Origin of the sequence: Klebsiella sp. C239 (genome assembly GCF_048822715.1) — a bacterium.
Classification (GTDB): domain Bacteria; phylum Pseudomonadota; class Gammaproteobacteria; order Enterobacterales; family Enterobacteriaceae; genus Klebsiella; species Klebsiella quasipneumoniae.
In genome coordinates this window covers 258,279-284,859 of record NZ_JBMEZK010000002.1, presented here as the reverse complement: position 1 = coordinate 284,859, position 26,581 = coordinate 258,279, and the positions used below count along the sequence as shown (strand labels likewise).

The following is a 26,581-nucleotide window of genomic DNA, read 5'->3' as shown; positions in this document are numbered from 1 at the left end:
ATGAAAAAGACGCTGATATTGTTCGCCATGGTGGTGGCGCTGGTGATCCTGCCGTTCTTTGTCGATCACGGCGGCGAATTCGGCGGTTCAGACGGCGAGGCGGAGAGCCAGATTCAGGTGGTCGCGCCGCATTATGAGCCGTGGTTCCAGCCGCTGTACGAACCGGCGAGCGGAGAAATTGAGAGCCTGCTGTTTACGCTCCAGGGCTCTCTCGGCGCGGCGGTCATTTTCTATATTCTGGGCTACAGCAAAGGCAGACAGCGCCGTGATGACCGGGTTTGACCGGCTCAGCTATCAGAGCCGCTGGTTTCACGTCGCGCCGGAGCGCAAGTTCCTGTTCTGGCTGCTGCTGATGGTGCTGGCATTTACCCTGCCTCCGCTGGGGCAGGGTATCGAAATGGCGCTGATTGCCGCCTTAACCTGTTGGTTGCTGCGGGTCTCGCCGTGGCGCTGGTGCCGTTGGATGGCGCTGCCGTTTGGCTTCCTGCTGATCGGTGTGCTGACCATTCTGTTCAGTGTTAGCCGCAATCCGCAGGATCTGCTGGTGAGCCTGCCGCTGGGCAGCGTCTGGCTGGGCATCACATCGGAGGGGCTGACGACCGCCAATCAGACCTTCTGGCGCAGCCTGGCGGCGCTGGCGTCCACCTTCTGGCTGGTGCTGAATCTGCCGTTCCCGCAGCTTATTGTGCTGCTCAAGCGCGGGCGGGTGCCGCGGCTGCTGACCGAGCAAATCCTGCTAACCTGGCGCTTTATTTTTATTCTGTTAGACGAAGCGCTGGCGATTCACCGTGCGCAAACATTACGTTTTGGCTACCGTAGCGTGCCGAAGGGCTATCGTTCGCTGGCGATGCTGGTAGGACTGCTGTTTACCCGGGTGATGATCCGCTACCAGCAGATGAGCACCACGCTGGATATCAAACTGTATCAGGGTGATTTTCACCTTTAAGGATAAGTATGCTTGCCACGACCGATCTCTGGTTTCGCTATCAGGACGAGCCGGTGCTGAAGGGGCTGACGCTGGATTTTTCCCATCACGCCGTGACCGGACTGGTAGGGGCGAACGGCTGCGGAAAATCCACGCTGTTTATGAACCTGAGCGGTCTGCTGCGCCCGCAGAGCGGGGCGGTGCTATGGCAGGGAAAACCGCTGGACTACAGCAAGCGCGGCCTGCTGGCGCTGCGTCAGCAAGTGGCGACCGTTTTCCAGGACCCTGACCAGCAGATTTTCTATACCGATATCGACAGCGATATCGCCTTTAGCCTGCGGAATCTGGGCGTAGCGGAAGAGGAAATTGCCCGCCGGGTGGACGATGCCCTGACTCTCGTCGATGCCCAGGGGTTTCGTCACCAGCCGATTCAGTGCCTGAGCCACGGGCAGAAAAAGCGCGTGGCGATAGCCGGCGCGCTGGTGCTGCAGGCGCGCTATTTACTGCTCGACGAGCCGACGGCGGGTCTCGATCCTTCGGGACGCGCGCAGATGATCGACATCATTAAGCGTATTGCCGATCGGGGCAACCACGTGGCGATCTCCAGCCACGATATCGATCTGATCTATGAAATCAGCGATGCGGTTTACGTGTTACTCCGCGGCGAAGTGCTGGCGTACGGCGAACCCGGGGAGGTGTTTGCCCGCAGCGAACTGATGGCCCGGGCCGGGCTCACCCAGCCGTGGCTGGTGAAACTGCACGCGCAGCTCGGGCTGCCGCTGTGTAAAACCGAAGAAGAATTTTTTACGCGGATGCGAAGCAACGCGATGAAGGAGGCGTCATGACGCTGGCAATTATGTTACAGGGCACCGCTTCTGACGTCGGCAAAAGCGTGCTGGTCGCGGGGCTGTGCCGCATCTTTTATCAGGACGGGCAGCGCACCGCGCCGTTTAAATCGCAGAATATGGCGCTTAATTCCGGTATCACGCCGGATGGCAAAGAGATGGGCCGCGCGCAGATTTTCCAGGCCGAAGCGGCGGGGATCGCGCCGGACGTGCGCATGAACCCGGTGCTGCTTAAGCCGACCAGCGACCGCAAAGCGCAGGTGGTGCTGATGGGCAAGGTGGCGACCGATATGGACGCGGTGAGCTATCACGAATATAAACCGCGCCTGCGCGAACAGATCCTCGCGGTTTATAACAGCCTGGCCGCCGAACATGATGTGCTGGTGCTGGAAGGGGCGGGCAGTCCGGCGGAGATCAATCTGCGCGATCGCGATATCGTCAATATGGGCATGGCCGAGATGGCCCAGTGCCCGGTGATCCTCGTGGCGGATATCGATCGCGGCGGCGTCTTCGCCTCTATCTACGGCACGCTCGCGCTGCTGCACGATCGCGAGCGCGCGCGGGTCAAGGGCGTGATTATCAATAAATTTCGCGGCGACGTGGCGCTGCTGTATTCCGGGATCGAGCAGATAGAAGCGCTCACCGGCGTCCCGGTGCTCGGCGTCATGCCGTGGCTGGACGTCGATCTTGAAGATGAGGACGGCGTCGCGCTGCAAAAAGGGAAATATCTGCGCACCGACAGGCGCGATATTGAGATTGCCGTGATTCAGGTGCCGCACATCTCTAATTTTACCGATTTCAACGCGCTGGCGGCGCAGCCGGACGTCCGCGTCCGCTATGTTCGCCAGCCGCAGGAGCTGGCGGGCGTGGATATGGTGATCCTGCCGGGCAGTAAAAATACGCTCGGCGACCTCGGCTGGCTTCGCGAGAGCGGCATGGCGCATGCGGTACTGCAGGCCCGGCGTCAGGGCGTACCGGTGCTGGGGATCTGCGGCGGCTATCAGATGCTCGGCGAAACCATTATCGATGAGGTGGAGTCGGGGCTTGGCACCCAGCCGGGGCTGGGGTTGCTCAATACCGTCACCCACTTTGCGCACAGCAAAACGACGACCCAGGTCACGGCGACTCTGGCTCCGGCGCTGCCGGCGTGGCTGGCGGCAACGGCGGGGCTGGCGGTAAGCGGCTACGAAATTCATATGGGCGAAACCGAGCTGCGCGACGGCTGTCGTTCGCTGATGCAATTACATAAAGGCGGCCTGAGCGTGGCGGACGGCGCGGTCAGCGATGATGGCCTGGCGTTTGGCACCTATCTGCACGGCCTGTTCGATAGCGATGCCTTTACCCGCGCGCTGGTTAACGGCCTGCGCCAGCGTAAAGGGTTGGCGGCGCTGGATAGCGATTTCGAGTATGCACAGTATAAATCGCGCCAGTTCGATCTGCTGGCGGACGCGATGCGTCAGCATATTGATATCGAAAAAATCTACGCCATCATGCGTCAACATCAGGAGCCCGTATGCTGACTTTAGTGACCGGCGGGGCGCGCAGCGGTAAAAGCCGCCATGCCGAAGCGCTGATCGCCCATGCGCCGCAGGTACTGTATATCGCCACCTCGCAGATCTTTGATGACGAGATGGCGGCGAGGATCCAGCACCACCGCGACGGCAGGCCCGCGCACTGGCGCACCGCCGAGCGCTGGCGGCAGCTTGATGAGCTGATCACCCCGGATATCGCCCCGGAGGAGGCGATTTTGCTGGAATGCATCACCACCCTGGTGACCAACCTGCTGTTTGCGCTGGGGGGCGACAGCTCGCCGGACGGCTGGGATTATGCGGCGATGGAGCGGGCGATCGACGCCGAAATCGCGGTACTGATTGCCGCCTGCCAGCGCTGCCCGGCCCGCGTGGTGCTGGTGACCAACGAGGTAGGGATGGGGATTGTGCCGGAAAACCGTCTTGCCCGTCATTTCCGCGATATCGCCGGGCGCGTCAACCAGCGCCTGGCGGCGGCGGCGGACGAGGTGTGGCTGGTGGTGTCGGGCATTGGCGTAAAAATCAAATAGGCCAGGCGCGCCGTACCGGGCGTTATTCTTCCTGCTGGCTCTGCCATGAGCCAGCCAACAAGACGAGAACCTCTATGCAAAGCTTAACCTCTCTACTGGGCGCGATCCCGGCGCCTGATGAAAACGCGATGGCGCGCGCCCGGCTTCATATTGATGGTCTGCTGAAACCGCCCGGCAGCCTTGGACGCCTTGAAGATCTTGCCGTGCAGCTGGCGGGCATGCCCGGTCTTGACGGCGTGCCGCAGGTGAAAAAAAAGGCGCTGCTGGTGATGTGCGCCGACCACGGCGTGTGGGACGAAGGGGTCGCCATTTCGCCAAAAGCGGTGACCGCGATTCAGGCGGCGAATATGACGCTGGGCAAAACCGGCGTTTGCGTACTGGCGGCGCAGGCGGGCGCGAAGGTGCACGTGATTGATGTTGGAATCGATGCCGAGCTGATACCGGGCGTCATCAACATGCGCGTGGCGCGCGGCTGCGGCAATATCGCCGTTGGTCCGGCAATGCGCCGCAGCCAGGCGGAAGAGCTGCTGCTGGAGGTGATGCGCTATACCCGGGGGCTGGCGGAGGATGGCGTCACGCTGTTTGGCGTCGGGGAGCTCGGAATGGCCAATACCACCCCGGCGGCGGCAATCGTCAGCGTCCTGACCGGCAGCGATGCCCAGGAGGTGGTGGGCATTGGCGCTAATCTGCCGTTGGCGAAGGTCGGCAATAAAGTTGAGGTGGTACGACGAGCCATCGCCGTTAACCGCCCTGATCCGCGTGATGGTCTGGACGTGCTGGCGAAAGTGGGCGGTTTTGATTTATTGGGGATGACGGGGGTGATGCTGGGCGCGGCCTCCTGCGGTCTGCCGGTGGTGCTCGATGGCTTCCTCTCCTACGCCGCGGCGCTGGCGGCGTGCCGAATGGCGCCGCAGGTGAAACCCTATCTTATCCCGTCGCACTATTCGGCGGAGAAGGGGGCGCGTATCGCGCTGGCGCACCTGGAGCTGGAGCCGTATCTCAACATGGGGATGCGCCTGGGCGAAGGCAGCGGCGCGGCGCTGGCGATGCCGATCGTGGAAGCGGCCTGCGCGATGTATCACGAAATGGGGATGCTGGCGGCGAGCAATATTGTGTTGCCGAAGGGCTGAGAAGGTGGGGGAGCGGCGCTGCGCCGTTCCCGGAATTCTGTAGCAGATTCGCGGAGCGCAGAAACAAAAAAACACCCTGGAGGGTGTTTGTAATGTTGGTTGCGGGGGCCGGATTTGAACCGACGACCTTCGGGTTATGAGCCCGACGAGCTACCAGGCTGCTCCACCCCGCGTCACCGTACTGCTTCACATTGTCAAATTTGATTGGTTGCGGGGGCCGGATTTGAACCGACGACCTTCGGGTTATGAGCCCGACGAGCTACCAGGCTGCTCCACCCCGCGTCACCGTACTGCTTTACTTCATCAAATTTTAATTGGTTGCGGGGGCCGGATTTGAACCGACGACCTTCGGGTTATGAGCCCGACGAGCTACCAGGCTGCTCCACCCCGCGTCCGTGGAAGCGCACTATACTCCGCTAGCGAGATGATGCAACCTTTTTTCGACCAAATCGACATTTTTGTAAGAATTGGCTTATAAAACGCCACGTTGTGGTGTTTTTTTACACAAATCTGTGCCATCGATGAGATCGCGCATTTCAATAGCCCCGGCGCTTTGTTATCTTCAACACGCACTAAGGCTTCGCAGCAAAAGATGAGACACCATGAAAGGACGTTGGGCAAAATATGTAGCGACGGGGGCGATGCTGGCTATGCTCGCCGCCTGTTCCTCAAAACCGACCGACCGCGGTCAGCAATATAGCGATGGCAAGTTCACCCAGCCGTTTTCACTGGTAAACCAGCCGGATGCCGTCGGGGCGCCGATCAATGCCGGCGACTTCTCCGAGCAGGTTAATCAAATTCGTAACGCTTCGCCGCGCCTCTATAACAGCCAAAGCAACGTCTATAACGCGCTGCAGGAGTGGCTGCGCGCCGGCGGCGACACCCGTACGCTGCGCCAGTTTGGCATCGACGCCTGGCAGATGCAGGGCACCGACAACTATGGCAACGTCCAGTTTACCGGCTACTACACGCCGGTGGTGCAGGCGCGCCACACCCGCCAGGGCGAATTCCAGTACCCCATTTACCGGATGCCGCCGAAGCGCGGCAAGCTGCCGTCCCGCGCCAGCATTTATGCCGGCGCGCTGAGCGATAACTATGTGCTGGCGTACAGCAACTCCCTGATGGATAACTTCATCATGGACGTGCAGGGCAGCGGTTATATCGACTTTGGCGATGGTTCGCCGCTCAACTTCTTTAGCTATGCCGGGAAAAACGGCTGGCCCTATCGCAGCATCGGCAAAGTGCTGATCGACCGCGGGGAAGTGAAGAAAGAAGATATGTCGATGCAGGCGATCCGCGAGTGGGGTGAAAAGCACAGCGAAGCGGAAGTGCGTGAGCTGCTGGAGCAGAACCCGTCGTTCGTGTTCTTTAAACCGCAGTCTTTCGCGCCGGTGAAAGGGGCCAGCGCCGTGCCGTTGATCGGCCGCGCCTCGGTGGCCTCCGACCGGTCGATTATTCCGCCGGGAACCACCTTGCTGGCCGAGGTGCCTCTGCTGGATAATAACGGCAAGTTTAACGGCCAGTACGAACTGCGACTGATGGTCGCCCTCGATGTCGGCGGGGCCATCAAAGGCCAGCATTTCGACATCTATCAGGGCATTGGGCCTGACGCAGGCCACCGTGCCGGCTGGTATAACCACTACGGCCGCGTATGGGTGCTGAAAAACGCCCCGGGCGCGGGCAACGTCTTTAGCGGGTAGTACTCACATTTTCCCCGGTCGCGCTGCGCTTACCGGGGCTACGGTAGCCCGGGTAAGGCGATTGCGCCGCGACCCGGGAATGTCCACTAATTCTGAGGTTATATGTCTGTTGTAATCAGCGATGCCTGGCGCCAGCGTTTTGGCGGTACGGCACGTTTATATGGTGAAAAAGCGCTGCAATGTTTTGCCGACGCCCACGTCTGCGTGGTCGGCATCGGCGGGGTCGGCTCGTGGGCGGCGGAAGCGCTGGCGCGAACCGGCATCGGGGCGATCACCCTTATCGATATGGACGATGTCTGCGTCACCAATACCAACCGGCAGATCCACGCCCTCAGCGGCAACGTCGGGCTGGCGAAAGCCGAAGTGATGGCGGAGCGTATTCGCCTGATCAACCCGGAGTGTCGGGTGACGGTAGTGGATGATTTCGTGACCCCGGAAAACGTGGCGGAATACCTGGGCGCCGGCTTCAGCTACGTCATCGACGCCATCGATAGCGTCCGGCCGAAAGCGGCGTTAATCGCTTACTGTCGTCGCCATAAGGTGCCGCTGGTCACCACCGGCGGCGCGGGCGGACAAATCGATCCGACGCAAATCCAGGTCGCCGATCTGGCGAAAACCATCCAGGATCCGCTGGCGGCCAAACTGCGCGAGCGGCTGAAAAGCCAGTTTGGGGTGGTGAAAAACAGCAAAGGCAAGCTCGGCGTGGACTGCGTCTTCTCTACCGAAGCGCTGGTCTACCCGCAGGCGGACGGCAGCGTCTGCGCGATGAAGAGCACGGCGGAAGGGCCGAAGCGGATGGACTGCGCATCCGGGTTTGGCGCGGCGACGATGGTGACCGCGACCTTTGGCTTTGTCGCGGTATCCCATGCGCTGAAGAAAATGCTGGCGAAGGCGCAGCGGCAGACGGCGTAAATTCCCGGGTCGCGGCGCAGGCGCCTTACCCGGGCTACAAGACAATTCCCCGGAGGCACCTGTCCGGGCGACAAAACCGCACGAACCCGTAGCCCGGGCAAGGCGCGTCAAGCGCCGCCCCCGGGATGAGCTTAAACCTCAACCTCGCGGGCGGCGGCGAGCACCGCTTCGCTCAGGGCGCTGAGCCCCTGGCTGCGCGAGGCGCTCAGCTGGCCGCGCAGCCCCAGCGCATCAAATAGCGCCAGCGGATCCTGCGCCAGCAGATCAGCGGCGCTTTTGCCTTCAATGGCGGTCAACAGCACCGCCAGCATGCCGCGCACAATCCGTCCTTCGCTGTCGCCAAAGAAGTGCAGCCTGCCTTCGGTATCCTCCTCATAGCCCAGCCAGACGCGGTTTTCACACCCGGCAATCTCCCGGGCCTGCGCTTTGAGCTCATCGGTCAGCGTCGGCAGCTTTTTGCCCAATAAAATCAGCTGCCGATATTTATCCTCCCACTGGTTCAGCGGGGCAAAGGTCTGGCGCAGCGTGGCGTCGGTAATGGTCGTGCCGAAGGGATGCAGAGTTGTCATTAATCCACCAGAATTTCCAGAGCGCGATCCACCGCGTGGACCAGCGCCGCAACATCGTCTTGGGTATTGTAGGGGGCGAAAGAGGCCCGCAGCGTGCCGCTGACCCCTAAGGCCGCCAGCAGCGGCTGGGCGCAGTGTTGCCCGGCGCGCAGGGCAATGCCGGACTCCGCCAGCAGCGTCACCAGATCGCTGTGATGAATACCGTCGAACTCAAAGGCGAGCAGGCTTGACTGCTGGCAGCGGAAAGAGCGGAAGCCCGGCCGTTTCGCCAGCGCCTCTTCCGCCAGGCTCGCCAGACTGCGGCTCCAGTTTTCCGCCTGGCCGATATCGCTCTGCGCCAGCCACTCCAGCGCGGCGCTCAGGCCGATCACCCCGGCGACATTGGGCGTACCGGCCTCAAGGCCATAGGGTGCCGGCTGCGGCGTAAAGCCGTCAAAGCTGACCTCGGCGATCATCTTCCCGCCGCCGAGCCAGGGCGACATCGCCGCCAGCAGTTCGCTTTTACCGTACAGGGCGCCGATCCCGGTCGGGCCATACAGCTTATGGCCGGAAAAGGCGTAAAAATCGATATCCAGCGCCTGCACGTCCGCGGGGAAATGCACTGCCCCCTGGGCGCCATCGACCATCACCACCATTCCGGCGGCGTGAGCAAGGCGGATGGCCTGCGCCAGGTCCGGGCAGCCGCCGGTGACGTTGGACATCTGCCCGATGGCCAGCACCCGGCTGCGCGGGGTGATGAGCGCGCCGAGGCTGGCGATATCCGGCAGCCGGTCGGCGCCAAGCGGCAGCTTGACCACTCTGGCGCCGGTCTGCCCGGCCACCATCAGCCAGGGCACGAGGTTGGCATGATGCTCGGCTTCGCTGACGATAATTTCATCGCCAGGCTGCAGGCGCGGCCGGACGTAGCTCTGCGCCACCATATTGATGGCCTCCGTGGTCCCCCGCGTCCAGACGATATCTTTGCCGGAGGGGGCGTTCAGCCACGCCGCCACGCGCTCGCGGGCCGCCTCATAGCGCTCGGTCAGCCGCTGGGCGGCGGCGAATTGACTGCGGTGGACGTTGCCGGCGCTCAGGCGATAAAACTGGTCGCTGGCGTCGATCACCGCCAGCGGTTTGAGCGCCGTCGCCGCGCTGTCGAGATAGACGCCGGCGTCGGCCAGAGCCGGAAACTGCGCGCGAAAGTGCGCAGGGTTGAATGCGTTCATGGAATTCCTCGTATCAATACCGCGATCGTCGCGCAATTTGCCGGGCGTGACAAGGCCTCTGCGTCCTGTGGAATTGTCCGAATGTGACTCCACATGGGGCAAAGAGGGTTATGCTGAAAAGTGTTGGGTTTGTGTTTTAACCTATTACTTAACGAGTCACGAATAGTATAAATAGCCGTAAGGAGAGAAAAATGAAAATGACTAAGGCCGCTGCGATTATCTCTGCCTGTATGCTGACTCTGGGCCTGAGCGCCTGTTCCTCTAACTATGTGATGCATACCAATGATGGGCGGACCATCGTCACCGACGGGAAACCGCAAACCGATAATGATACTGGCATGATCTCGTATAAGGACGCGTGGGGCAACAAACAGCAGATCAATCGCTCTGACGTGAAACAGCTGGGTGAGCTGGACGAGTAAGGCAGTAAAAAGGCAAAAAAAAGCACCGCGCGTTGCGGTGCTACATTAAATCACTATGGACAGACAGGGTAAATGTACAGGAAGTGAAAAGGGGTAGCCTTGCTACCAGGGTCTGCAAAGACAGACCAATTGCAAACACAACAACACAACATCACAACCGTAAGCCAAAAGCTTGATGGAACACGCATTCCAAAAAAAGCTTCTCGTTCCGGCTCAGGAAGTGCCGCCACTATAGGTATTTGCTGGTAGAACCTCAACGGACAATTTATAATGGCTCAGATAAAAAAAACTAATAGGTTAACCGTTGTTTCCTATTTGTTAAATTGAGTTAACATCTAAGCCAGAATAACCATGTCGAAGCGATTACCTCCTCTGAATGCATTACGTGTTTTTGATGCAGCCGCACGCCATCTCAGCTTCACTCGGGCAGCCGATGAGCTTTTTGTGACGCAGGCCGCAGTCAGCCACCAAATCAAGTCTCTCGAGGATTTTCTGGGCCTTAAGCTGTTCCGTCGGCGCAATCGTTCGCTGCTGTTAACGGAAGAAGGGCAAAGCTATTTTCAGGATATTAAAGAGATTTTTTCGCAACTGACGGAAGCGACGCGTAAACTGCAGGCGCGCAGCGCCAAAGGGGCCTTAACGGTCAGTTTATTGCCAAGTTTCGCCATCCAGTGGCTGGTGCCGAGACTCACAAGCTTTAACTCAGCTTATCCGGGAATCGACGTCAGGATCCAGGCGGTGGACCGTCAGGAGGATAAGCTGGCGGACGATGTCGACGTGGCGATTTTTTACGGTCGCGGCAACTGGCCGGGCCTGCGAGTGGAAAAACTGTACGCCGAGTATCTGCTGCCGGTCTGTTCCCCGCTGCTGCTCACCGGCGACAAGGCATTGAAAACGCCTGCCGATCTGGCGCAACATACGCTGCTTCACGATGCGTCCCGCCGCGACTGGCAAACTTATACCCGCCAGCTGGGTCTAAGCCATATTAATGTGCAGCAGGGACCGATTTTCAGCCACAGCGCGATGGTGCTGCAGGCGGCCATTCATGGGCAGGGCGTGGCGCTGGCCAATAACGTCATGGCGCAGTCCGAAATTGAGGCAGGTCGCCTGGTGTGTCCGTTTAATGATGTTCTGGTCAGTAAGAATGCGTTTTACCTTGTTTGCCATGACAGTCAGGCAGAACTGGGTAAAATAGCCGCTTTCCGGCAGTGGATTCTGGCGAAAGCGGCAAGTGAACAAGAAAAATTCCGCTTTCGTTATGAACAATAATTACTTGTAGGGTACCAACATGACCAGCCGTTTTATGCTGATATTCGCCGCGATTAGCGGCTTTATCTTTGTGGCTCTGGGTGCCTTCGGCGCGCATGTCTTAAGTCAATCGCTCGGCGCGGCGGAGATGGCCTGGATCCATACCGGCCTGGAGTATCAGGCCTTCCATACCCTGGCGATTTTTGGTCTGGCGGTGGCGATGCAGCGTCGGATCAGTATCTGGTTCTACTGGAGCAGCGTGTTTCTGGCGTTAGGGACCGTGCTGTTCAGCGGCAGCCTCTACTGCCTGGCGCTCTCTCATTTACGCCTGTGGGCGTTCGTGACCCCGGTGGGCGGCGTGAGCTTCCTCGCCGGCTGGGTGTTAATGTTAATTGGTGCAATTCGTCTGAAACGTAAGGGCGTTGTTCATGAATAAGGTTGTCCTCTATTGTCGCCCTGGGTTTGAGAAAGAGTGCGCAGCAGAAATTACCGATAAGGCAGCCCGCCTTGAGGTGTTTGGTTTTGCCCGGGTCAAAGAAGACTCTGGCTATGTGATTTTTGAAGGCTATCAGCAGGATGATGGCGAGAAGCTGGTGCGCGATCTGCCGTTCAGCTCGCTGATCTTCGCCCGCCAGATGTTTGTGGTCGGCGAACTGCTGCGCGACCTGCCGCCGGAGGATCGCATCACGCCGATCGTCGGCATGCTGCAGGGCGTGGTGGAGAAGGGCGGCGATCTGCGCGTCGAGGTGGCGGACACTAACGAAAGCAAAGAGCTGATGAAGTTCTGCCGCAAGTTTACCGTGCCGCTGCGCGCGGCGCTGCGCGAAGCGGGCGTCCTGACCCGCTATGAAACGCCGAAGCGTCCGGTGGTGCATGTGTTCTTTATCGCCCCGGGCTGCTGCTATACCGGCTACTCGTACAGCAACAACAACTCGCCGTTCTATATGGGCATTCCGCGGCTGAAGTTTCCGTCCGACGCCCCGAGCCGCTCCACCCTCAAGCTGGAAGAGGCGTTCCACGTCTTTATTCCGGCGGACGAGTGGGACGAGCGCCTGGCGAACGGCATGTATGCCGTCGACCTTGGCGCCTGCCCGGGCGGCTGGACCTATCAGCTGGTGAAGCGCAACATGTGGGTCTCTTCGGTCGATAACGGTCCGATGGCCCAGAGCCTGATGGATACCGGCCAGGTGACCTGGCTGCGCGAAGACGGTTTCCGCTATCGTCCGAACCGCAACAACATCTCGTGGATGGTCTGCGATATGGTGGAGAAGCCGGCGAAAGTGGCGGCGCTGATGGCGCAGTGGCTGGTCAACGGCTGGTGCCGGGAGACCATCTTCAACCTCAAGCTGCCGATGAAAAAGCGCTATGAAGAGGTGTCGCAGAATCTGGCCTACATTCAGGCCCAGCTGGACGAGCACGGGATTAACGCCCAGATCCAGGCGCGTCAGCTGTATCACGATCGTGAAGAGGTGACCGTTCACGTGCGTCGCCTGTGGGCCGCCGTCGGCGGACGTCGCGACGAGCGTTAATCTCTCACCCTCAGGCCGGAGACGCGTGCTTGTCCTCCGGCCTTCGCCGCATGCTTAAGGCTGCGGCGCATCCGACACAATATGCGTCACGTCATCCAGATGACCAATTCTCGCCTCGCCGGAACGGTTGAACTTACTTTTATCGATCAGCAGCAGCGACTGCGCCGCCCGCTTAAGCAGGATCGATTTGAAGTCGGCATTGAACGCATTGGAGTCCCACAGCGCGCCCTGCGGGTCGATGCCTTCGCAGGAAAAAATAAACAGATCGATCTCCAGCGATTTCAGCTGGGAAATCAGCGCCGGGTTAACGTAGCAGCCATATTTCCGCTGCAGGGTGCCGCCGGAGCAGGTGAGGGCGATCTGGTCGCGTTTGGCCAGCTCCTGGCAGATGGGCTGGCTGTTGGTAAAAACGTGCAGCGGGCGGTCCGGCAGCTGGCGGGCGAGGTACCAGCAGGTGGAGCTGGCATCGAGGGCGATGACCATGCCTTCGTCAATCCAGGCCAGCGCTTCGCGGGCGATGTCGGCTTTATGCGCGTAATGGCTTTTCAGGCGCATGTGGAAAGGGTCGCCGCTGTCCTGGCTGCGCTGGTGGATCACTTTGGCCCGGCCGTGGTTGCGCAGCACTTTGCCCTGCGCCTGCAGCTCGCTGAGATCGCGGCGAATGGTTTCCCTGCTGACGTTGAGCTGTTTTGACAACGTTTCGGTGGTCAGGCTGCTGTGGTTGATCAGGAGATCGACGATCGCCTGCTGGCGGGCCGCTTTCATTTATTCTCACCCCATCATTGATTGAGCGTCTGCATCAGGCAGACGCTCCGGCATGAGATTACGGCGTGACTCCTTTTTTTAAAAGGATATTTCCGTACTTAGCGCACTCTCCTGTGATAACGATCGCAAAGGCTTTTTGCGCCCGCTCGTAGAAGGCGAAGCGGTCAATCCGCACGATGTCCGGGCAGGGGGCCTGCGCCGAGAGCGCCTGCCGATAGCGCTGTTCCACCGTCGGGTCGAGGGCATCGCCTTCGACGGCAGCCATCATCACCAGCGGCGGCGCGTAGCTGTCTAACTCGAACAGCGGGATAATCGCCTGCAGCAGGTCGCTGACCCGCAGGCCGTCGGCGCGGATCACCTGCGGACCCATGCTGTGCGCCGGGAAGTGGGCATCGGAAAAAATAATTTCATCCCCATGGCCCATTTCGGCCAGCACTTTCAGCAGTTCCGGCGATATCAGCGGGGAAATGGTTTTGAGCATCTCAGGCTTCCTCTGTGAATTCAGGTTCAGTTTGCGGCCAAAAATAGCGGTAGCGGTACGCGACCTGCGCTCTGGCCTGCTCCGGCGAAGAGAACTCGCCCACGCCATACCAGCCAAACATCGCCGCGCCGGCCACCGTGGTTTCGGCATCGTCGAGCACTTTGATCGGTATTCCCAGCCGGTCGGCCTTGATCTGGTTCCACAGCGCGTTGCGGCTGCCGCCGCCGACCAGCAGCAGCTCTTTCGCCCGGAAGCGGCCGATGTTTTCCAGGGTTTGCAGATGCTGCGCCAGCTGGTCGCTTAACCCCTCCAGCGCGGCACGGTAAAAATGGCCGCGGGTGGTGTTGAGCGTGACGCCTTGCCAGCCGGCGTGCTGGCTGGCGAGCAGGTCGCACTGCATCCTGACGCCCTCGGCGCCGGGCGGGATCGCCTGGGCTTCGTCAATCAGAGTTTGCCACGGCGTGTCGGCGCTCCACAGCAGCTTACGCACCCATTCGAGCACGCCGGAGGCCAGCCACTGCATCCCCGGGTTATAGCGCCCCGGCTGGCTGTCCAGTTCGCAGGTGGAGCCGCTGTAGTCGCCGAGCAGCGAGGTGTCGACCTGCGCGCTGCGCACCATCAGGATCTCCCAGGTCCCGGAGGAGAGCACCGGCTCATCCTGCCCGGCGCCGGCGCCAAACAGGGCGAACTGGGTGTCGTGCCCGGCCGAGATAACCGGGATCCCGACGGGAAGGCCCAACAGCGCAGCGGCCTCCGGCAGCAGGGCGCCGATCGGCTGGCCCGCTTCTACCAGCCGTGGGAACAGGCGGCGCGGCAGGCCGGTCGCCTGCAGGATCGGCGCGCTGAAATCGCGCTGCCGGAGATCGAGCATCTGGCTGGTGCCCGCCATGGTGAGGTCGGTGGTGAACTCCCCTGTCAGCCGATGGTTGATCAGCGACGAAATGAACAGCCAGGCATGGGCCTGCGCCAGCAGCTGCGGGTGGTTCTCTTTCAGCCAGATCAGCTTATACAGGGTGTTGAACGCAAAGGCGCCGACGCCGGCGATTTGCTGCAGCTGGCGCGCGGGCATATACCGGCTGATGGTGTCCATCACCGCCGCGGTGCGCGGGCATTTCCAGCTGATGATCGGATACAGCAGCGCACCCTGCTCATCCACCAGCGCGCCATCGACGCCAAAGGTCGTGACGGCGATGCCGCGCACCGTGCAGGAGGCCAGCGGGTCGTGGATCTGCCGACAGCAATCGGCAAAGCGCTGCATAATGGCCTCCAGCGACCACTGGTGCCAGTCGCTGCGCTCGGCGGCGATGTCGCTGGCGTTTGCCGTGGCGGCGCGGGCGACAATGTTCCCCTGTCGGTCAACGGCCATCGCCCGCACGTTCGTGGCGCCGCAGTCGAGGACCAGGATAACGTCTTGCTTCATAGTGACTCCCGAAACAACATTGCCGAATGGCGCGGCGCTTATCCGGCCTACAAACAGCGCGCGTCTGTAGGCCCGGTAAGCCTGCGCCACCGGCTAAACCCACCAGTTAACGCTTATACAGCGGCCCGTAGTTCTGGCAGGCGCGATAGTCCTGGCCTTCGATGTCCATGCCGTGCGCGGCCCAGGCGGAGGGGCGGTAGATTTTCGCCGCTTCCACGTTGTGCATGCAGACCGGAATGCGCAGCATGGCGGCGAGGGTAATGAAATCCGCGCCGACATGGCCGATGGTCAGCACGCCGTGGTTGGCGCCCCAGTTGGCCATGACCGAGTACACATCGCTGAACGGGCCCTTGCCGGTCAGGCGCGGGGCAAACCAGGTGGTGGGCCAGGTGGAGTTGGTGCGGGCGTCGAGCTGGTCGTGCATCGCTTTGGGCAGCGCCACGCTCCAGCCTTCGGCAATTTGCAGCACCGGTCCCAGACCTTTGATGATGTTCACCCGGGTCATGGTGAACGGCACGCCGCCTTCGGTCAGGAAGCGGGAAGAGAAGCCGCCGCCGCGGAAGTATTCATGGATCGCCGGGCACCATTCGGTGGCCGCGAGGCAGGCATCCGCCTCGTTCTGTTCAATCTCCCAGTGAGGTTTCATCGTCGGGTTGCCCTGCGCGTCGCGCTGCTGGCAGGAGCCGTCCAGCGCCGCGGAGCCGGAGTTAATCAGGTGAATAATGCCGTGCTCCGCCCGGCCGGTGAGCGGCTGCCCGGTGACGCGCTCAACGGCGTCCGGCGACCAGTAGGTGCGCACGTCGGCAAACACCTGGGCGGTGCCGGTGAGCTGGTGGCCCATCAGCATGGCCACGCCGTTGAGGCTGTCGTTTTCGGTGGCGACGACGAACGGCTCGCGCACGCCGTTCCAGTCAAAAGAGCTGTTGAGCAGCGCTTCGGCGGTATCGCCATTGGGGTATTGATCGGTCCAGTGGCGCTGGCCCTGGAAGCCGGCGGCGATGGCGTTGTAGCCCAGCGACTCCTCCACCAGCCCTTTTTCCGCGAGCTTCGCGTTGCCCTGCATCATATCGCGGATGCACATCGCCATCAGCAGGCTCTCTTTCAGCACCGCGCGGCTCTGCGATTCATTGCGCTTATACTGCTCGGCGTTCTGATCTTCGCCGTAGCGGAAATGTTTATCCGCCCACGCCAGCGCCATCTCCAGCTCGGTTTCATCATAGATTTTCTGATCGATTCGCCGGCGCAGCTCCGTCATGTCGACTGCCTGAACCTTCATCCCGAGCCAGGATTCAAAGAAGTTGTGGTCGACGATGGAGCCGGCGATGCCCATTGAGACGCCGCCCAGCGACAGATAGCTTTTCCCCTTCATACTGGCGACGGCCAGGCCGGCGCGAGCAAAGCGCAACAGTTTTTCTTCGACGTCCGCCGGGATGGAGGTGTCATCGGCATCCTGCACGTCATGCCCGTAGATGGAGAACGCCGGGATCCCTTTCTGGCTGTGGGCCGCCAGCGCGGCGGCCAGATAGACCGCCCCCGGACGTTCGGTGCCGTTAAAGCCCCAGATGGCCTTCGGGCGCAGCGGATCCATGTCGATGGTTTCACTGCCGTAGCACCAGCAGGGGGTGACGGTGATGGTGACGCCAACGTTCTGGCTGCTGAATTTCTCTTCACAGGCGGCCGACTCGGCCATGCCGGCGATGCAGGTATCGGCGATCACGCACTCCACCCGGGCGCCGCAGGCATGGCGCAGCTTCTCGCTGATAAGCGCGGCGGTGGCTTTCGCCATGTTCATGGTTTGCGCTTCCAGCGATTCGCGGACCCCCATGCGACGACCATCGATTACCGGGCGGATACCGATCTTCGGTAAGCTGATTTTTTTCATTACAGATCCCTCAGGTTATGCGGATAACAGGTTTAGTTCGTCGCCGCTTGCGAGCGGAAACGGGCAAAAATAAAGATGATGGCGAAGCACAGCGCCGGGACCAGCTCAGCGGTCGGGATATTGCCGGCGGCATCGCTGACAAAGCCCATCACCGGGGTGACGATCCCGCCGCCGATGATGGTCATGACGATAAAGGACGAGCCATATTTGGTGTCCTGGCCCAGCTGCTTAATCCCCAACGAGAAGATGGTCGGGTACTGAATGGACATAAAGGCGCTGCACAGGGTAAGGGCCAGCAGGCCGACGTGGCCGCCGCTGAAGGCGGAGAGCAAACAGAGCAGCATGGCGATAAGCGCATAGAAAGCCAGTACGTTATGCGGCGCGAAGCGGCGGATAAGCCAGGTGCCGGTGAAACGGCCAATGAAGAAACAGACCATGGTGCCGGTCAGGTAGTTGGCGGCGAAACCGGCCGTCATGCCCGGGATCTCTTCGACAGCGTAGCGAATCAGATAGCTCCAGCAGGCGGTCTGCGCGCCGACATAGCAGAACTGGGCCAGAACCGCCCAGCGCCAGTGGCGGATGCGCATCAGGCGCGACAGCGAGGCGAGAAAAGTGCTCTGCGCGCTGTCGCTGTGGTCATCGCTTTGCAGCGACGGGAAGCGGGTGCAGACGATCAGCAGGGCGACCAGCAGCACGATGGCCACGATAATCATATAGGGGGTTTGTACCGACAGAACCAGGCTGTGCTTCCAGGCGCCGAGCTGTTCTGGGGTCATGCTATCCAGCACCTCCTGCGGCTGATGCGGGACGTTGGACAAAATAAGGCTCTGGCCAAATACCACGGCGATAATGGCGCCAAATGAGTTAAAGGTCTGGGCCAGATTAAGACGGAAGTGACCGCCGCTTTCCGGACCGAGAACGGTGACAAACGGGTTGGCCGCGGTTTCCAGACAGCCAAGCCCGGCGGCGATAATAAATAATCCAATCAGAAATAGGGTGTAATTCATCACTTCGGCGGCAGGCCAGAACAGCGCGGCGCCGCAGGCATATAAAAACAGGCCAGTAAGAATGCCTGCTTTATAGCTGAATTTTTTCATCAGCATCCCGGCGGGGATGGGAATAACAAAATAGCCAAAATAAAAAGCTGACTGGATTAATCCGGCCTGAAAGTTAGTCAGCGTAAAGGCCTGTTGAAATTGCGGTAATAAAATATCATTAAGATTATTGGCCACGGCCCACAGAAAAAAGAGGGAGCATAGCAGAGCAAAAGGAATAATATAGCTCTTACTCTGCCCGCTCTCCATGGCGCGGTAACTTTGCGTTGGTATCGTTGTGTTTCCCATAGCGTCCTCATCAGTTCAGAAGCAGTTACAACAGCATTCAGGGCGCAGTCTGGTGCTGCAGCAGACCGCAAAATTAAGTGAGCTCAGGTGACGCGCCGGTGAGTGAAATGAAAGTCACGGCGGAACTCATGGCTTCATTTTCAAATAAAAACCGCCTGTTAATATGATGAGGGTCACACTTAACGCTCTGCGGACCATTTTATGTGATAATTGTCACTTTAATTTTTCAAAATCGCTGACCGTTTGAGAAAATAAATTCACAAAACCACAACGCCAATGACCGATTGAATATATATCGTGGAAAACGGGCAAATGTTACAGGAAAATAAAATGCCCGCTTGATGGAATATTTTTAAGAACGGGCATTTTAAATGGTCGATTAACCAGTCTGATCTCTTTTTTTAGGGCGGAATAATTGACGTGGTTCACAAAATATGGCGATGAAAATTCCCCTGTGATTATTCAGGCTGAAGATGGAGATCATTATTCAACCTATCCCACGGTAGCCGACAATAATTGCGTTGCCCTGCCGTTGACGGATGATGAGTCGCCAAAAGAGGAAAGCAATGGAAAGAAACAGACTGGCCCGGCAGATTATCGATACCTGCCTGGAAATGACCCGCCTGGGGTTAAATCAGGGGACCGCCGGCAATGTCAGCGTGCGCTATCAGGGGGGGATGCTGATCACGCCCACCGGCATCCCGTATGAAAAACTGACGGAAGAGAAGATCGTCTTTATTGATGCCGATGGCCAGCATGAGCAGGGAAAACTGCCCTCCAGCGAATGGCGTTTCCATCAGGCGGCCTACCAGACGCGGCCCGATGCCCAGGCGGTGGTCCACAATCACGCTGTGCATTGTACGGCGGTGTCGATCCTCAACCGGCCCATTCCGGCCATCCACTATATGATCGCCGCGGCGGGCGGGAATTCGATCCCCTGCGCGCCCTATGCCACTTTCGGCACCCGCGAACTGTCTGAGCATGTCGCGGTGGCGCTGAAGCACCGCAAAGCCACGCTGCTGCAGCATCATGGCCTGATCGCCTGCGAGGCCAGCCTGGAGAAAACGCTCTGGCTGGCGCATGAAGTGGAAGTCCTGGCCCAGCTCTATCTCAGCACGCTGGCGATTACCGACCCGGTACCGGTGCTGGATGACGAGGCGATCGCCATCGTGCTGGAGAAGTTCAAAACCTACGGATTACGCATTGAAGAGTGATGCCGCAACGCTAACAGGAGAGACGCGATGGCAAACCGAATGATCCTCAACGAAACGGCGTGGTTTGGCCGGGGGGCGATAAACGCATTAACCGATGAAGTGCTGCGGCGCGGTTATCGCAAAGCATTGATCGTGACCGACAGCACCCTCGCGCAGTGCGGTGTAGCGGCAAAAGTCACTGACAAACTGGACGCCGCCGGGCTGGCATGGGACATGTTCAGCGACGTGATCCCCAATCCCACCATCGCCGTGGTCCAGCAGGGGCTGCAGGCCTTTCAGCGCAGCGGGGCGGATTACCTGATCGCCATCGGCGGCGGTTCGCCGCAGGATACCTGTAAGGCGATCGGTATTATTCAGCGTAACCCGGCGTTCGCCGATGTCCGCAGCCTGGAGGGGCTGTCGCCCACCCGTCAGCCCAGCGTGCCGATCTTCGCGGTGCCGACCACCGCGGGTACCGCGGCGGAGGTGACGATTAACTATGTCATCACCGATGAAGAACAGCGGCGTAAGTTTGTCTGCGTCGACCCGCACGATATTCCGCAGGTGGCCTTTATCGATGCCGATATGATGGACGCCATGCCGCCGGCGCTGAAGGCGGCGACCGGCGTCGACGCCCTGACGCACGCTATCGAAGGGTACCTCACCCGCGGCGCCTGGGCTTTGACCGATGCGCTGCACCTCAAAGCCATCGAGATCATCGCCGGCGCGCTGCGCGGCTCGGTTGCCGGAGACGCCGGAGCGGGGGAAGCCATGGCGCTCGGCCAGTATGTGGCGGGGATGGGATTTTCCAACGTCGGGCTTGGCCTGGTGCACGGCATGGCGCATCCGCTCGGCGCTTTCTACAACACGCCGCACGGTGTGGCGAATGCCATCCTGCTGCCGCACGTGATGCGCTTTAATGCTGAGGCGACCGGGGAAAAATATCGCGATATCGCCAGGGCGATGGGCGTCAGGGTGGAAGCGTTAAGCCTGACCGCCGCGCGCCTGGCGGCGGTGGAGGCGGTCTGCCAGCTCAACCGTGATGTCGGTATTCCCGGCCATCTGCGCGAGGTGGGCGTCAGGAAAGAGGATATTCCGGCGCTGGCCCAGGCGGCGCTGGCGGATGTGTGTACCGGCGGCAACCCGCGCGAGGCGAGCCTGGCCGATATCGTCGGGTTATATCAGGCTGCCTGGTGAGGGGCCGCCCCGGCCGAAGCAGGCGGTGCCGCCGCGCCGGCGCCGCGCTCGGGTAGGGTCAGCGCGTCAGCCGCAGCTGCTGCAGATTGCCGTCCAGCTGTAGGTCGGTCTGCAGGCGGGCGACTTCCCGGCAGGTGAAGGCCATGTCCTGATGCGTTGCCAGCTTTTTGCGCCACTTTTCCGGGACCTCGGCCAGGCGGGCATACAGCCCCTCCAGGTCCTGGAACTCGTTCAGCAGCTGGGCGGCGCTTTTAGGGCCAATGCCCGCTACGCCCGGCACCTTCGAGCTGCTGATCCCCGCCAGCCCCCAGTAATCCGCCAGCTGCTCCGGGGTGACGCCGAACTCGCTGGCGATGAAGGGGGCGTCCAGCCAGCGCTTCTGAAAGTAGTCGCGGATGCGGATGGTGGGCGACAGCAGCTGGCAGTAGCCTTTGTCAGTGGAGACAATGGTGGCCTGATGGCCCGCCTGGGCCACCTTCACCGCCAGGGTGGCGGCGAGGTCGTCCGCTTCGCTGCCCGGCGAGGCCCAGCAGCGGATCCCCCGCTGCTCGAAGGCGGCCCGCAGCGCCGGCATCTCGGCGACCAGGGTCTCCGGCATCGGCGCGCGGCCGGCTTTGTACTCCGGCAGGCGCTGGTGGCGCCAGCCGTGGGCGCGATCCTCATCATCAAACACCGCCACCGCGTGGGTGGGCTGACTATGGACGATCAGCTGCTCCAGCGCATGCAGGCAGGTATCGACGCAGGGCGAGCCCTGTACCGCGTGGATGCGGCGGATCAGATTTAACGCGTCGACGATTAACAGATGAACAGCCACAGATACCCCCTTATTCTCAGCGCCTTTAGGGTAACATCGCCATCGGATCGAGGCTATCTGCGCCTGAACAATCAGGAAGATAACGCGCAAATTTCGCTAACTGACCGCCATCAGCGGGCTGATGACGCCGGGCGCGGGTTCGCCGTACCACACCGCCTCCCGCACCGGGACCGGTTTGGCGATAAGTCCGAGGGCATAAAAGCGATCGGCGATGGTCTGCTGGGCGCGGATCACCGACAGATCCATCGGCCGCGGGCGATGGCTGCGGCGGGAGAGGGCGATGCGTAGCGACCGGGCGTCAATCCCCAGCTCAGCTGAGAGTAAGCGGGCCGCTTCGCCACGATGCGAGTCGATAAACTGCCCGGTGTGGGTCAGCTCCGTCAGCAGACGGCGCATGATATCGCCATGCTGAGCGAGGTAGTCCCGTCGCGAAAGATAAAACTGATGGTTGTTGACCCGTCCTTCGCCGCTGGCGACCACCCGCAGCTCGCCGGTGTGTTCGGCGTCGCTGAGCAGCGGGTCCCACATCATCCAGGCGTCAACCGCCAGGTAGTCGCTGGCGGTCAGCGGGTATTTCGGCGGGGTATAGACTACCCGCACGTCGTTCAGCCCCAGCCCGGCGTCCTCGAGGATCTGCAGCAGCAGCCAGTGGACATTCGACCCTTTATTGAGCGCGATGCGTTTTCCGCGCAGATCGCTGAGCTGGCGGATGTCGCTCTCCTGCGGGACGACCATCGCCACGCTGCGCGGCGCCGGCGGCTCCCACGCCACGTACATCAGTTCGCTGTTGTTGGCCTGGGCAAACACCGGCGGCGCTTCCCCGGTGGTGCCAAAGTCGATCTCGTTGCAGGCGAGGGCGTGAAGGAGCTGCGGTCCGGCGGGAAACTCGCTCCATAGCACGTTGACGCCGAGGCTGGCGAAGGCAGTCTCCAGACTCTGGCGGGCTTTCAGGATCCCGAGGCTGCCGAAGCGCTGGTAGCCAATACGCAGTTCGCGATCGGTCCCGGCCGCGCTGGCGAACGCCCGCGGCGGCGCAGGGGGACGGCGACGGCTTTTGATGAGCCCGAGGTTAGCGAGCTGGGTGCGCAAGGTATGCCGACTGATCCCCAACAGCGCGGCCGCCTGGCTCTGGTTATCGTCGCAATGCGCCATGGCGTGGCGGATCAGGGCGCTGGTCACCCGCTGCCACAGCGGCTCGCCGGGAAGCGCCAGCTGGTGGCGAATAAAATCGTCCAGTTCATGATCGCTCGCCGGCGACGGGGCGTCGTTGAGCGTCGCCAGGCGCAGCTGGGCGGGGCTAATCTCCTCCTCTTTACTGAGCAGCACCGCGTTGTGTAGGGTGTTTTCCAGCTCGCGAATATTGCCCGGCCACGCATAGTCCATCAGCCGGGCCAGCGACTCAGGCGCCAGACGCAGGGTTGGCCGGCCGAGCCGGCGGGCATAGAGCGATAAAAAGTGGTGCGCCAGCAGCGGGATATCCTGCCGACGCTGGCGCAGCGGCGGCAGCGGCACCACCGCGATATTCAGCCGATAGTAGAGATCCTCGCGAAAGCGGCGCTCGCGGATCGCCTGGGCCAGGTCGACGTGGGTGGCGGCAATCACCCGGACATTCACTTTAATCGCTTTGCGTGAGCCGACGCGGGTAATTTCGCGCTCCTGCAGCACCCGCAACAGCTTGACCTGCAGCGGCAGGCTTAATTCGCCGATCTCGTCCAGCAGCAGCGTCCCCCCTTCCGCAGCTTCAAACCAGCCGGGCTGTCCCTGCTGCGCGCCGGTGAAGGCGCCTTTCTCATGGCCGAACAGTTCGGCTTCGGCAAGACTCTCGGTCAGCGCGCCGCAGTTAACGGCCAGAAACGGCTGCTGGCGGCGGGGGCTGTGGTGATGGAGATAGCGCGCTACCACCTCTTTGCCGGTGCCGGTTTCGCCCACGATCAGCACGGTAGCCTCCGTCGGCGCGAGCTTGTCCAGCAGGCTCTGGAAAGCCTTCGACGCCGGGTCGATCAGCGCGGGCGCGGTGGAAGGGGATTCTGGGTTCAGCATGGCGGGCCTCCGGTCGTTGACCTGCTGAACTTATCCTGCGGCGGCGGCAGAAACCAGAGGGGGAAGGTCGGCAGCTGTTGCAAATGCGCCAGCGGATGCGCGGCGGCTGCGGGATTTGCAACAGCGCGGCGCGGCGAAGTCTTTTTCAGTCCATTGATTTTAAAGAATTAATTTTTTATTCACCCTTGGCATGATTATCGCTAACACTCATATAACCAAATTAAAACATCTCTTCGATAAATATCGGATATGGTTATATAGGAAATAGATAATGACGCAGCAAGCTCCCGACAAGATCAATGTCTTCTGGTTCTTACCTACCCATGGCGATGGCCGCTATCTGGGCACTACCGAGGGCGGACGTCCGGTTGATTTACCTTATCTGCAGCAGGTGGCGCTGGCGGCCGACAGCCTGGGCTATTACGGCGTGCTGATCCCCACCGGTAAAAGCTGTGAGGATTCGTGGCTGGTGGCCTCGGCGCTGGCGCCGTTGACCCGCCGTCTGCGCTACCTGGTGGCGGTCAGACCGGGTCTGCAGCCGCCCACTTTGGCGGCGCGGATGGCGGCCACCCTCGACCGTTTATCGGAAGGGCGGCTGCTGATCAACGTCGTCACCGGCGGCGACCCGGTGGAAAACAAAGGCGATGGCATTTTTCTCAGCCACAGCGAACGCTACCAGGTGACTCGCGAATTTCTCGATGTTTACTCCCGCCTGCTGCGCGGCGAGAAAGTGGACTATCACGGGGAGCATATTCATGTCGAGGGGGCGGAGGTGCTGTTTCCGCCGGTTCAGGAGAATGGCCCGCCGCTGTACTTCGGCGGCTCTTCTGAGGCAGCTATCGATGTGGCGGCCGAACAGATCGACAGTTATCTGACGTGGGGCGAACCGCCGGAACTGGTGGCGGAGAAGCTGGCGGTGGTGCGCGAGCGCGCCGCGGCCCGCGGACGCACCCTCGAGTACGGCATTCGTCTGCACGTCATCGTGCGCGAAACGGAAGAGGAGGCATGGGCCGCCGCCGACCGGCTGATCGCCCATCTTGACGACGACACCATCGCCCAGGCGCAAAAGATCTTCGCCCGCATGGACTCGGCCGGCCAGGCGCGGATGAGCGCCCTGCATCAGGGATCGCGCGACAATCTGCGTATTGCCCCTAATCTGTGGGCCGGCGTCGGGCTGGTGCGCGGCGGCGCCGGAACCGCGCTGGTGGGTAATCCGCAGCAGGTGGCGGAACGTATCCGCGAATATCAGGCGCTCGGCATCAGCAACTTTATCTTTTCCGGCTATCCGCATCTGGAAGAGGCGCACCGCTTTGCTGAGCTGGTGATGCCTCTGCTGCCGCTGGAAAACGCGGCCTCGTCGAAGGCGCGTAGCGTGAACACCGGTCCCTTTGGCGAAACCATCGGCGGCGATAAGCGCCCGGTGCGCCAGGTCAGCGCCAGCTGATGGCCCGGAGCGCGACCATGAGACAGCATACCGGAGGAGGGCAGCGATGAGTGCAGAACCGCATATCGTGATTATCGGCGGCGGCTTCAGCGGCGCGGCGGTGGCGATTGAGCTGCTGCGCCTGGCGCCGGACGGGGTGCGCGTGACGCTGCTGGAGCCGCGCCAGACTCCCGGCGCCGGGGTGGCCTACTCCACCGCGGAGCCGACGCACCGGATTAACGTCCCGGCCGCCCGTATGCAGCTGACCGGTGATGAAGAGGGCGCCTTCGATCGCTGGTACCGACGTCAGCCTGCCTTTGCCGTCGATGCGCAGGCGCTGCGTCCGGACGGTTCCGTCTATCCTCAGCGCGGCCAGTTTGGTCGCTATGTGGCACAACGTTTTTCCGACGCCGCGGCAGCCAGCGGCGGACGGCTTCGCCACCTGCGCGATCGGGCGCTCGCTTTTCATCAGGGGACGGTGACCACCGACGGCGGCCTGCAGCTTAAGGCCGACCTGCTGGTGCTGGCGATCAGTCATCCACCGCCTTCGCTGCCGGCGGAGGCCGAAGCCTGGCGGCACCATCCGGCGCTGATTGCCAACCCGTGGCAGCCCGGCGCGCTCGACGCCATCGCCCCGCACGCCCGGGTGGCGGTGATGGGCACCGGATTAACCATGGCCGATACGGTCGCGACGCTGGACCGGTTGGGCCACCGCGGCAGTATCGTCGCCTTTTCGCGCCACGGCCTGCTGTCGCGTGGCAACCTCAGCGGCGCGGGAGCAGCCTGGCCTGGCGACTATCAGCAGGGCAGCCTGCGTCAGCGCCTGCGCCAGATCCGCCTCGACGTGGCGTATGCGGCGCAGCAGGGCCTGAGCTGGCAGGTGGTGCTGGATGCGGTCCGCCAACAGGGGCAGCGGATCTGGCAGGCGCTCAGCGACTCCGATCGCCAGCGTTTTCTGCGCCATCTGCGCCATTACTGGGATGTCCACCGCTACCGCGTGGCGCCGCAGGTCGCCGAGGTGCTGGAGGCGCGCCAGCGCACGGGCTGTCTGCAGGTTCAGGCGGCCAGGCTACTGTCGATGAGCGGCGAAGGCGAGACGCTGCGGCTGACGCTGGCGCGGCGCGGCGGCGGCGTGCAGACGCTGAGGGTCGATCACCTGATCCTGACCACCGGACCCGCGCACCGCGCCCTGACCGACAGCCAGCCATTTTTACAGGACCTTGCCCGCCGCGGCCTTATTCGCGCCGATGCCCTCGGCATGGGCCTGGAGGTGGACAGCCGTTCCCGGGCAGTGGCTGAGCCGTACGTTGAGGCGCCGCCGGTGCTGGTGGCCGGTCCCGCCGCCCGCGGGCGTTTTGGCGAACTGATGGGCCTGCCGCAGGTAGCCGACCATGCCGCTGACGTGGCGGCGCAAGCGTTACTCACGCTCGGGATCCCGCAGGACTCCCGATGTCCTGCGTACTGAATTCCTCTCTTTCT

The 26,581-nt window shown here is 61.5% G+C and carries 26 protein-coding genes and 3 tRNA genes; 17 read left to right on the top strand and 12 right to left on the bottom strand.

Going from position 1 to position 26,581, the window contains the following annotated elements:
- From ACOI6Z_RS06500 to cobT, 6 genes are all read left to right on the top strand, one after another.
- Positions 1 to 282 (top strand): energy-coupling factor ABC transporter substrate-binding protein, encoded by a 282-nt coding sequence (locus ACOI6Z_RS06500; protein WP_004105092.1) that lies wholly within the window; start codon positions 1 to 3, stop codon positions 280 to 282.
- The gene (locus tag ACOI6Z_RS06495) at positions 269 to 946 is read left to right on the top strand and encodes an energy-coupling factor ABC transporter transmembrane protein (protein ID WP_014839396.1); all 678 of its coding nucleotides are present in this window, start codon (positions 269 to 271) and stop codon (positions 944 to 946) included. The genes ACOI6Z_RS06500 and ACOI6Z_RS06495 overlap by 14 nt, the downstream gene beginning before the upstream one ends.
- An 8-nt stretch (positions 947 to 954) precedes the next feature.
- On the top strand, positions 955 to 1,770 hold the full coding sequence (locus ACOI6Z_RS06490; protein ID WP_420687081.1) for an energy-coupling factor ABC transporter ATP-binding protein: 816 nt from the start codon (positions 955 to 957) through the stop codon (positions 1,768 to 1,770).
- Complete coding sequence (locus ACOI6Z_RS06485) at positions 1,767 to 3,290, top strand: cobyric acid synthase (RefSeq protein WP_065812357.1); 1,524 nt, start codon at positions 1,767 to 1,769, stop codon at positions 3,288 to 3,290. Before ACOI6Z_RS06490 ends, ACOI6Z_RS06485 begins: the two co-directional genes overlap by 4 nt.
- Positions 3,284 to 3,829 (top strand): bifunctional adenosylcobinamide kinase/adenosylcobinamide-phosphate guanylyltransferase, encoded by a 546-nt coding sequence (cobU, locus tag ACOI6Z_RS06480; protein WP_065812356.1) that lies wholly within the window; start codon positions 3,284 to 3,286, stop codon positions 3,827 to 3,829. Before ACOI6Z_RS06485 ends, cobU begins: the two co-directional genes overlap by 7 nt.
- 74 nt (positions 3,830 to 3,903) lie before the next feature.
- Positions 3,904 to 4,959, top strand: coding sequence for a nicotinate-nucleotide--dimethylbenzimidazole phosphoribosyltransferase (cobT, locus tag ACOI6Z_RS06475; protein WP_065812355.1), 1,056 nt, complete (start codon positions 3,904 to 3,906; stop codon positions 4,957 to 4,959).
- Between the two features lie 96 nt (positions 4,960 to 5,055).
- On the opposite strand, the gene ACOI6Z_RS06470 is transcribed toward cobT, so the two are convergent.
- The 3 genes from ACOI6Z_RS06470 to ACOI6Z_RS06460 form a co-directional block, all read right to left on the bottom strand.
- Positions 5,056 to 5,132: transfer RNA gene (locus ACOI6Z_RS06470), tRNA-Met, on the bottom strand.
- Between the two features lie 32 nt (positions 5,133 to 5,164).
- A tRNA-Met gene (locus tag ACOI6Z_RS06465) sits at positions 5,165 to 5,241 on the bottom strand.
- Between the two features lie 33 nt (positions 5,242 to 5,274).
- A tRNA-Met gene (locus ACOI6Z_RS06460) sits at positions 5,275 to 5,351 on the bottom strand.
- Positions 5,352 to 5,561: 210 nt separating this feature from the next.
- Here ACOI6Z_RS06460 and mltA point away from each other — a divergent pair.
- Both mltA and tcdA read left to right on the top strand, forming a co-directional pair.
- Positions 5,562 to 6,659, top strand: a complete 1,098-nt coding sequence (gene mltA / locus ACOI6Z_RS06455) for a murein transglycosylase A (RefSeq protein WP_008806279.1) — start codon at positions 5,562 to 5,564, stop codon at positions 6,657 to 6,659.
- A 102-nt stretch (positions 6,660 to 6,761) separates the two neighbouring features.
- Positions 6,762 to 7,571 carry a tRNA cyclic N6-threonylcarbamoyladenosine(37) synthase TcdA gene (gene tcdA / locus ACOI6Z_RS06450; protein ID WP_064157660.1) on the top strand — a complete coding sequence of 270 codons (810 nt, stop codon included), beginning with the start codon at positions 6,762 to 6,764 and terminating at the stop codon, positions 7,569 to 7,571.
- 131 nt (positions 7,572 to 7,702) lie between these two features.
- On the opposite strand, the gene csdE is transcribed toward tcdA, so the two are convergent.
- Complete coding sequence (gene csdE / locus ACOI6Z_RS06445; RefSeq protein ID WP_060591985.1) at positions 7,703 to 8,140, bottom strand: cysteine desulfurase sulfur acceptor subunit CsdE; 438 nt, start codon at positions 8,138 to 8,140, stop codon at positions 7,703 to 7,705.
- The gene (gene csdA / locus ACOI6Z_RS06440; protein ID WP_023290862.1) at positions 8,140 to 9,345 is read right to left on the bottom strand and encodes a cysteine desulfurase CsdA; all 1,206 of its coding nucleotides are present in this window, start codon (positions 9,343 to 9,345) and stop codon (positions 8,140 to 8,142) included. Before csdA ends, csdE begins: the two co-directional genes overlap by 1 nt.
- 197 nt (positions 9,346 to 9,542) lie before the next feature.
- On the opposite strand from csdA, the gene ACOI6Z_RS06435 reads away from it, so the two are divergent.
- The 4 genes from ACOI6Z_RS06435 to rlmM all read left to right on the top strand — a co-directional run bounded on the left by ACOI6Z_RS06435 (position 9,543) and on the right by rlmM (position 12,544).
- On the top strand, positions 9,543 to 9,767 hold the full coding sequence (locus ACOI6Z_RS06435) for a YgdI/YgdR family lipoprotein (protein WP_002915549.1): 225 nt from the start codon (positions 9,543 to 9,545) through the stop codon (positions 9,765 to 9,767).
- A 351-nt stretch (positions 9,768 to 10,118) separates the two neighbouring features.
- Complete coding sequence (gcvA, locus tag ACOI6Z_RS06430) at positions 10,119 to 11,036, top strand: glycine cleavage system transcriptional regulator GcvA (RefSeq protein WP_002915545.1); 918 nt, start codon at positions 10,119 to 10,121, stop codon at positions 11,034 to 11,036.
- 19 nt (positions 11,037 to 11,055) lie between these two features.
- Positions 11,056 to 11,451: a DUF423 domain-containing protein gene (locus tag ACOI6Z_RS06425; RefSeq protein WP_002915543.1), complete on the top strand. Its 396-nt coding sequence runs from the start codon at positions 11,056 to 11,058 to the stop codon at positions 11,449 to 11,451.
- Positions 11,444 to 12,544, top strand: a complete 1,101-nt coding sequence (gene rlmM, locus ACOI6Z_RS06420; protein WP_023290861.1) for a 23S rRNA (cytidine(2498)-2'-O)-methyltransferase RlmM — start codon at positions 11,444 to 11,446, stop codon at positions 12,542 to 12,544. The genes ACOI6Z_RS06425 and rlmM overlap by 8 nt, the downstream gene beginning before the upstream one ends.
- A 54-nt stretch (positions 12,545 to 12,598) precedes the next feature.
- Here the strand turns inward: rlmM and fucR are convergent, their stop codons facing one another.
- The 5 genes from fucR to fucP all read right to left on the bottom strand — a co-directional run bounded on the left by fucR (position 12,599) and on the right by fucP (position 18,435).
- A complete protein-coding gene (gene fucR / locus ACOI6Z_RS06415; RefSeq protein WP_023290860.1) occupies positions 12,599 to 13,309 on the bottom strand; it encodes an L-fucose operon activator in 711 nt (236 codons plus the stop codon).
- A 58-nt stretch (positions 13,310 to 13,367) separates the two neighbouring features.
- Positions 13,368 to 13,790 (bottom strand): L-fucose mutarotase, encoded by a 423-nt coding sequence (gene fucU / locus ACOI6Z_RS06410; RefSeq protein ID WP_023290859.1) that lies wholly within the window; start codon positions 13,788 to 13,790, stop codon positions 13,368 to 13,370.
- Position 13,791: 1 nt separating this feature from the next.
- On the bottom strand, positions 13,792 to 15,210 hold the full coding sequence (gene fucK, locus ACOI6Z_RS06405; protein WP_044524560.1) for an L-fuculokinase: 1,419 nt from the start codon (positions 15,208 to 15,210) through the stop codon (positions 13,792 to 13,794).
- 106 nt (positions 15,211 to 15,316) lie between these two features.
- Positions 15,317 to 17,092, bottom strand: coding sequence for an L-fucose isomerase (gene fucI, locus ACOI6Z_RS06400; protein WP_065812354.1), 1,776 nt, complete (start codon positions 17,090 to 17,092; stop codon positions 15,317 to 15,319).
- Positions 17,093 to 17,124: 32 nt separating this feature from the next.
- On the bottom strand, positions 17,125 to 18,435 hold the full coding sequence (gene fucP, locus ACOI6Z_RS06395) for an L-fucose:H+ symporter permease (RefSeq protein ID WP_044524559.1): 1,311 nt from the start codon (positions 18,433 to 18,435) through the stop codon (positions 17,125 to 17,127).
- A gap of 566 nt (positions 18,436 to 19,001) precedes the next feature.
- Between fucP and fucA the strand changes: the two genes are divergently transcribed.
- Positions 19,002 to 19,649 (top strand): L-fuculose-phosphate aldolase, encoded by a 648-nt coding sequence (gene fucA / locus ACOI6Z_RS06390; protein ID WP_420687076.1) that lies wholly within the window; start codon positions 19,002 to 19,004, stop codon positions 19,647 to 19,649.
- A gap of 27 nt (positions 19,650 to 19,676) precedes the next feature.
- A complete protein-coding gene (gene fucO / locus ACOI6Z_RS06385) occupies positions 19,677 to 20,825 on the top strand; it encodes a lactaldehyde reductase (RefSeq protein WP_032453922.1) in 1,149 nt (382 codons plus the stop codon).
- 58 nt (positions 20,826 to 20,883) lie between these two features.
- On the opposite strand, the gene xni is transcribed toward fucO, so the two are convergent.
- Both xni and ACOI6Z_RS06375 read right to left on the bottom strand, forming a co-directional pair.
- On the bottom strand, positions 20,884 to 21,639 hold the full coding sequence (xni, locus tag ACOI6Z_RS06380) for a flap endonuclease Xni (RefSeq protein WP_044524555.1): 756 nt from the start codon (positions 21,637 to 21,639) through the stop codon (positions 20,884 to 20,886).
- Positions 21,640 to 21,735: 96 nt separating this feature from the next.
- On the bottom strand, positions 21,736 to 23,679 hold the full coding sequence (locus tag ACOI6Z_RS06375; protein WP_065812353.1) for a sigma-54-dependent Fis family transcriptional regulator: 1,944 nt from the start codon (positions 23,677 to 23,679) through the stop codon (positions 21,736 to 21,738).
- Between the two features lie 77 nt (positions 23,680 to 23,756).
- Between ACOI6Z_RS06375 and ACOI6Z_RS06370 the strand changes: the two genes are divergently transcribed.
- The 3 genes from ACOI6Z_RS06370 to ACOI6Z_RS06360 all read left to right on the top strand — a co-directional run bounded on the left by ACOI6Z_RS06370 (position 23,757) and on the right by ACOI6Z_RS06360 (position 26,567).
- On the top strand, positions 23,757 to 23,873 hold the full coding sequence (locus ACOI6Z_RS06370; protein WP_032428970.1) for a hypothetical protein: 117 nt from the start codon (positions 23,757 to 23,759) through the stop codon (positions 23,871 to 23,873).
- A 77-nt stretch (positions 23,874 to 23,950) separates the two neighbouring features.
- Positions 23,951 to 25,123: an FMNH2-dependent alkanesulfonate monooxygenase gene (ssuD, locus tag ACOI6Z_RS06365; protein WP_023290851.1), complete on the top strand. Its 1,173-nt coding sequence runs from the start codon at positions 23,951 to 23,953 to the stop codon at positions 25,121 to 25,123.
- Between the two features lie 46 nt (positions 25,124 to 25,169).
- A complete protein-coding gene (locus ACOI6Z_RS06360; RefSeq protein WP_064155024.1) occupies positions 25,170 to 26,567 on the top strand; it encodes an FAD/NAD(P)-binding protein in 1,398 nt (465 codons plus the stop codon).
- Positions 26,568 to 26,581 lie beyond the last annotated feature (14 nt).

Coding starts and splice junctions, on each gene's coding strand:
- rlmM (WP_023290861.1), top strand. CDS start 11,444: ATGAATAAGGTTGTCCTCTATTGTCGCCCTGGGTTTGAGAAAGAGTGC.
- ssuD (WP_023290851.1), top strand. CDS start 23,951: ATGACGCAGCAAGCTCCCGACAAGATCAATGTCTTCTGGTTCTTACCT.
- ACOI6Z_RS06425 (WP_002915543.1), top strand. CDS start 11,056: ATGACCAGCCGTTTTATGCTGATATTCGCCGCGATTAGCGGCTTTATC.
- cobT (WP_065812355.1), top strand. CDS start 3,904: ATGCAAAGCTTAACCTCTCTACTGGGCGCGATCCCGGCGCCTGATGAA.
- ACOI6Z_RS06490 (WP_420687081.1), top strand. CDS start 955: ATGCTTGCCACGACCGATCTCTGGTTTCGCTATCAGGACGAGCCGGTG.
- fucR (WP_023290860.1), bottom strand. CDS start 13,309: ATGAAAGCGGCCCGCCAGCAGGCGATCGTCGATCTCCTGATCAACCAC.
- fucP (WP_044524559.1), bottom strand. CDS start 18,435: ATGGGAAACACAACGATACCAACGCAAAGTTACCGCGCCATGGAGAGC.
- ACOI6Z_RS06495 (WP_014839396.1), top strand. CDS start 269: ATGACCGGGTTTGACCGGCTCAGCTATCAGAGCCGCTGGTTTCACGTC.
- fucU (WP_023290859.1), bottom strand. CDS start 13,790: ATGCTCAAAACCATTTCCCCGCTGATATCGCCGGAACTGCTGAAAGTG.
- csdE (WP_060591985.1), bottom strand. CDS start 8,140: ATGACAACTCTGCATCCCTTCGGCACGACCATTACCGACGCCACGCTG.
- cobU (WP_065812356.1), top strand. CDS start 3,284: ATGCTGACTTTAGTGACCGGCGGGGCGCGCAGCGGTAAAAGCCGCCAT.
- ACOI6Z_RS06485 (WP_065812357.1), top strand. CDS start 1,767: ATGACGCTGGCAATTATGTTACAGGGCACCGCTTCTGACGTCGGCAAA.
- ACOI6Z_RS06360 (WP_064155024.1), top strand. CDS start 25,170: ATGAGTGCAGAACCGCATATCGTGATTATCGGCGGCGGCTTCAGCGGC.
- ACOI6Z_RS06375 (WP_065812353.1), bottom strand. CDS start 23,679: ATGCTGAACCCAGAATCCCCTTCCACCGCGCCCGCGCTGATCGACCCG.
- ACOI6Z_RS06500 (WP_004105092.1), top strand. CDS start 1: ATGAAAAAGACGCTGATATTGTTCGCCATGGTGGTGGCGCTGGTGATC.
- fucI (WP_065812354.1), bottom strand. CDS start 17,092: ATGAAAAAAATCAGCTTACCGAAGATCGGTATCCGCCCGGTAATCGAT.
- csdA (WP_023290862.1), bottom strand. CDS start 9,345: ATGAACGCATTCAACCCTGCGCACTTTCGCGCGCAGTTTCCGGCTCTG.
- fucK (WP_044524560.1), bottom strand. CDS start 15,210: ATGAAGCAAGACGTTATCCTGGTCCTCGACTGCGGCGCCACGAACGTG.
- mltA (WP_008806279.1), top strand. CDS start 5,562: ATGAAAGGACGTTGGGCAAAATATGTAGCGACGGGGGCGATGCTGGCT.
- ACOI6Z_RS06435 (WP_002915549.1), top strand. CDS start 9,543: ATGACTAAGGCCGCTGCGATTATCTCTGCCTGTATGCTGACTCTGGGC.
- tcdA (WP_064157660.1), top strand. CDS start 6,762: ATGTCTGTTGTAATCAGCGATGCCTGGCGCCAGCGTTTTGGCGGTACG.
- fucO (WP_032453922.1), top strand. CDS start 19,677: ATGGCAAACCGAATGATCCTCAACGAAACGGCGTGGTTTGGCCGGGGG.
- gcvA (WP_002915545.1), top strand. CDS start 10,119: ATGTCGAAGCGATTACCTCCTCTGAATGCATTACGTGTTTTTGATGCA.
- fucA (WP_420687076.1), top strand. CDS start 19,002: ATGGAAAGAAACAGACTGGCCCGGCAGATTATCGATACCTGCCTGGAA.